This is a genomic window from Prevotella sp. C0026C3 (assembly GCF_056590795.1).
The window spans coordinates 1-5,288 of record NZ_JBWPWW010000037.1 but is presented as its reverse complement, the minus strand read 5'-3'; the positions used below and the strand labels follow the sequence as shown (position 1 = coordinate 5,288).

The 5,288-nt window shown below is 42.5% G+C and carries 4 protein-coding genes; 3 read left to right on the top strand and 1 reads right to left on the bottom strand.

From position 1 onward, the window contains the following. A partial coding sequence (locus tag AC1EK4_RS11815; protein ID WP_480358402.1) for a fimbrillin family protein occupies nucleotides 1–1,473 on the top strand: 1,473 nt, incomplete at its 5' end. A 107-nt stretch (nucleotides 1,474–1,580) separates the two neighbouring features. Then, a complete protein-coding gene (locus AC1EK4_RS11810; RefSeq protein ID WP_480358400.1) occupies nucleotides 1,581–3,992 on the top strand; it encodes a polysaccharide lyase family 8 super-sandwich domain-containing protein in 2,412 nt (803 codons plus the stop codon). 155 nt (nucleotides 3,993–4,147) lie between these two features. Here the strand turns inward: AC1EK4_RS11810 and AC1EK4_RS11805 are convergent, their stop codons facing one another. Further along, entirely contained in the window at nucleotides 4,148–4,759 is a 612-nt protein-coding gene (locus AC1EK4_RS11805; RefSeq protein ID WP_480358398.1) for a hypothetical protein, read from the bottom strand. A 200-nt stretch (nucleotides 4,760–4,959) separates the two neighbouring features. Here AC1EK4_RS11805 and AC1EK4_RS11800 point away from each other — a divergent pair, with 200 nt between their 5' ends. Continuing rightward, on the top strand, nucleotides 4,960–5,157 hold the full coding sequence (locus AC1EK4_RS11800; protein ID WP_480358397.1) for a hypothetical protein: 198 nt from the start codon (nucleotides 4,960–4,962) through the stop codon (nucleotides 5,155–5,157). The last annotated feature ends 131 nt before the right edge of the window (nucleotides 5,158–5,288 follow it).

Below are 5,288 nucleotides of genomic sequence, written 5' to 3'. Positions count from 1 at the left end.
CTCGCTACGCTTCGAGAACGTCTGCATCTCTCGGCGAGGCCTACTCTTTTATTGCACTTCGTTTTGGAACTTGCACAGTATTCTCTGCTTGTAGTAATAGCGATGAAAACCTTACGACAGGTCGTAATGGTGAGCTTTGTAAACAGCAGTCCGATTACACGTACTGTAGTTAGTACATCAGACGGTTCCACCCAATTTAAGGATGGTGATTTTCTTGGTATCTATGCTACTGGTGGTGCGGTTGCTACTAACGTTAAGTATAACGTAAATGCCACAGGTGGCGGAACTCTCACTGCAGCAACTCCCGGAAGTGAGATTACATGGACCGATGCAACGGCTGCTGGTAATTTCTATGCTTACTATCCTTATGCAGAATCTAATGCTGATGGCACTGTGGCATTTACTGTTGCTAATCAAACTTCTCAAACAGATTTCGTGGCAAATGATTTCTTGTATTCAAAATCTACTGTTACGGGTACAGCTGTAAAGTTTACCTTTAATCATGGACTTGCTTTGGTGAAGGTGGTTTTGTCGGGTGATGCTTTTACAGCTGCTACCGGTGTTATTGTTAAGGCGCAGCCTACAACGACATGGACGCATGCTACCGATAAGTTTGCAACAAGCGGTGAGGCTCTTCCTATCGGAATGTGGAAAATTTCTGAATCAACACAAGAATATTGGGCTGTTGTTCCTGCACAGACATTTACTTCGGGGGCTGAAATGTTTAAAATCACAGTGGGAACAACTACTTATACCTATAAACCAACAGAAGACAAGACTCTGACGCAAGGTGGTAGTACTAAGTTTACCCTGTCTGTTGATGCCGAGAAGCAGGTTGTAGCAGTCTCTACTGATGTAACTACAAGTGGATGGAATACTGATGTCGATCAAACTGGTAAGTTAGAGAAAGATCCTGTAATACCCATAGAATTGATTTCAGCTGCACAAGGAACATTCTCTGCCTCTACAACTCTAACTGCTCAAACAGGGAAGCAGAATTGTGTAGAAGGGTGGAATACGGTTATTGCACAGGCGAATTTTAAAGATAATGCGGTGATTGCTTTCGACGGTACAGAATCAGCCATGTCGTTGGTTCGTACAGATGGCTCATGGTATAATGGTACACTCTATTATTGTACTCAGGAGAATGCGGCCAAAGCAGGAAAATATACCTTGAAGTTTAAGGTGAAGGCCAGTGTTGCGGGCGATCTTCAGCTAGCAGTAATGCCTTGTGTAAATGCGAATTTGTATTTTTATGAAAGTGAAACAACTAATACAACCAAATATATTGGTGTTACGACCGATTGGGTTGAGAAAACATTCACTTTCGATTTGGCAAAGATAAAAGATACAGCAGAGCGTCCAACAACTGCCGAAGATTTAAAGAAGGTGCTTGTGTATTTTACCCCGAAGTCTATCGGTGATACTAAATTCTTTATCAAAGATGTAACTTTTATTGAGAATATAAATTAGTATAGTATCTTATCATTGAACCCGTTTTGGTTATACCTTGTTTAAACCAGTGTAGCCAAAGCGGGAATTTTACTTTATATCTAAAATGTACCTATAACTCTTCTGACATGACGAAACGATTCTTTCTTTTTTCCCTTTGCTCATTGTTGGTTTGTACCACCATTTCGGCTCAAGAGATTACCTTCACTGAGATTACCCACGACTTTGGGACGATTATCGAAGCTGATGGTGAAGTATACCATGACTTCCGATTTACTAATACGGGGAGCAAACCCTTAGTTATCAAACAGGTAATTACAGGCTGCGGATGTACGTCTGCTAAATGGAGCGAGAAGCCGTATGCGCCCGGTGACAAAGGGGTGATACGCATTGCTTATCATCCGGAAGAGAGGAAAATGGAAAAAATCAGTCAAGTTACAGAGATTTTTACCAACCTCCCGAAACCTGTAACACTTACTATCACGGGGAGTGTAACGTTGAGTAAGCATCCTTATGTGAATTTTTTCGATCCTGCGAAGGGCGAGCGAAAGACTCCTCAGCTTTTCGTCCCCAAAGACGATTATGATTTGATATTGCAACGAGTGCGACAGAATATCTATGATTCTGCTCCTATAGAGACAATCGACAAGAATGCCACGAGCCTGATGAAACTAATGACAGCCGATGGTATTTGGCCTCAGATAGACTATAAGTGTTTTTTTCGTACCAACTGGGAACCGGCAGACCACCTCAATAGAGTCAAGCGTATGGCAAATGCCTATACTTGTCCTGAATCATCACTTTACGGCAATCAGGTACTGTTTCGAGCTATCGATAAAGCCATTCGGGCTTGGAACGACTATAAGCCCACCTCTTATAACTGGTGGTACAATCAAATTTCTGCTCCTAAGGTGATGGCTGATATTTTGGCTTTGATGGAAGCTGGTGAGTCAAAACTGGCTCCTTCTGTGGCTCATGGACTTATGGCAATGATGGAGCAGAGTGATCCTCGGAAGTGGACTGGAGCCAATAAGATGGATATTGCCATTCACCATCTTATTCGTGGCTGTGTATTGAAAAACGACAGTATTGTATCGACCAACGTGAAAGAATTCTTTGAGCCAGTGTGTATTACTTCAGGGGAAGGTATTCGTCCGGATATGTCTTATCAGCAACACAATACTCAATTATATATAGGTGGATATGGTTCTGTTTTTGTAGAAAGTATTGCAAAGACGGCAGGGCTTTTTACCGGGACTCGTTTCGCTCTGTCAGATAGTCAAATCAAGTTGTTTTCTGATTTTGTACGCAACACTTATCTGAATGTATTCCGCTCACGGTACATGGATTTCAGTGTCTGCGGAAGAAGTGTTAGTCGTGCCAAAATGCTTGATTTAGGCGACTATGCTTTCCTTTTCAAGAAGATGAAGGCACTTGATCCTGCGCATACCCAATACTATGAGGATGCGGCACAACGCTTTGCTCAATCCAATGGTACAATTGGTCGTGCCCCTATCAATCAAATGTTTTACCTGTCAGATTACATGTTACACAATCGACCACGCTATGATTTCTCTGTTAGAGCCGTCTCTAAGCGAACCTGCCGGTCGGAGAGTGGTAATGGTGAGAATCTTTTTGGAACTTATTTCAGCGATGGTGCCACGAGCATTCGCGTTAATGGTGACGAGTATCTTGATATATTTCCGGTTTGGGAATGGGATAAGATTCCCGGCACTACGACTCCTGCTGGAGAAGTACGTAATCATAACGAATGGGGAGTACCCGGAACTGCAGAGTTTGTTGGTGGTGTGTCCGACGGACTCTATGGTGTGATGGCTTATGGTATGAACGATTATCAATTGAAGGCGAACAAGGGATGGTTTATGTTCGATAATGAAATCGTATGTCTTGGAGCTGGAATTGTTAGTCAATCAGGTAAAGAAATCAATACCGCGGTCAATCAGTGTCACCTAGTAGGTGATGTTTATGCCACTATGCAAGGTAAAATGGGCAAGATGATTCCGCAGAGTAAGTTGGATGAACAGTTTGCTGGATGGGTTTGGCACAATCGGGTGGGATACTATATCCCTGAAGCTCAGCACGTGCTTCTTAAAAATGGCTTACAGCAAGGAAAATGGTCAAAGATTAATTTTAATCAGTCTGGAGAGACTGTTAGCCTACCTGTTTTTAACCTTTCACTAAGACATGGACTGAATCCAAATGGAGTAAAGTATGCTTATTATATTCTACCCGGTATAGCTTCCCCTGCTTCATTGGCAGTTTATGATACCAATAATGTTCGTATTATAAGTAATGAGGCTACGCTACAAGCTGTGTACAACAAAAAAATAGATATGTTGCAGGTCATCTTTTGGAAGTCAGGCTCTGTTAAATGTGGAACAAAACTTATTGAGGCAGATGTTCCTTGTGTTGTGATGGTTAAAACTCTCGGTAGTAATCAGCCGGAAGTACATTTAGCTGATCCTACGCAACAGAATAAGTTAACTGTGGGTAAGGAAGTCCGGGTGGTTAACCAATAATGGTAGAAGATCTTAAAGTAGTATAGCGTATTTATTAAATGATGATTCTGTTGTGAATCTGTTATAAATTACCATTTATTAGAGAGTTTGACCGCCCTAGTCCATTGATAATATGGGTGGGCGGCCTTGCTTTGATGATATTGTTTTAATTGATATTATCTCCAGCCATGATGCTCTTTATGACCTCTTGGTGCAAAATGTCCATGGTGTCCATGTCTTCTATCACGGTGCTCGAACTTTCGATAGCGTCGCATTTCACGTTTTTCCCTTTCTCGATAGCACCTATTTTGGTATCTGTGAATCTTTTCTATACGTTTCATATCCTTGTGTGACCATCCATAGTCAACATAGTAACGGCTGATGCGGTTGTGTCCGCCCCTGTAAGTGGTGTAGCCATAAGGCCGTCCGCGGTAAAACTTATGGTAGTCAGGATATCGTTGATAGATGCGAAAATTCAATATGTTGTTGGCGAAATACAGTGGGCGCAAGAAATAATCGGCAGCCGAATAGATAGAATACTGTGTCCGCGAGAGCACGTATTGCAGGTCGGCATTGCGACGACGCCAATATGAACCATACAGATTGGAGCCGGAAGAAAGCAGATAATCGAGGTTTATTTCGTAGGCTGCTTCATACTGGTCGTCTGATAAATCTAACTCATATGCCATTTTGTCTGTCAAGAAAAGAGCCTGTCGGCGGGCTTCGGAATAGCTCATAGCACTTGCCGATGCGACTATCGTCGCCATCATGGCAATTATCATCATCATTCTTTTCATAACTTTGTTGTTTTATGTTTTACTTGTTGCAAATATAGCCTAAACTTGATAGAACGTTGGGAGAATTCTCCTAAACACGCTATAGGTAATCCCTAAAGGTGTGAGGGGAATTTCCAAAAACCAATAGCAGCTCATGGCTTATCCGAATTAAATGTGTAAATTCGCAATATTAATACGTAAGATATTCAGCAATGGAACAAGAACAAATCGATGATTATCGCGCTGCTGTGTTGGCGGCTATGCTTGCTACGCCGGGTAAAAACGGCGAGCCAAAGGTGTCGGAGAAGGAAGCTCGCGACATTCTTGATACTTTTACCGGCGACGAACTCGCCTTCGGCATGCCCTATGTCAGCCCAGAAGAAATGGCTGAAACACTGTTGGAGGGGTGAAAAAGATGCCGGCGATGCAATTGGAAAATCCACACTAATTTGCCCCACGCTGGCAAGTATTTTAGACCCAGTAAAACGATTTCTTATTGACCCACTAAATGTCCTGGTCGGGTGGGTCATTTTATTTCGCT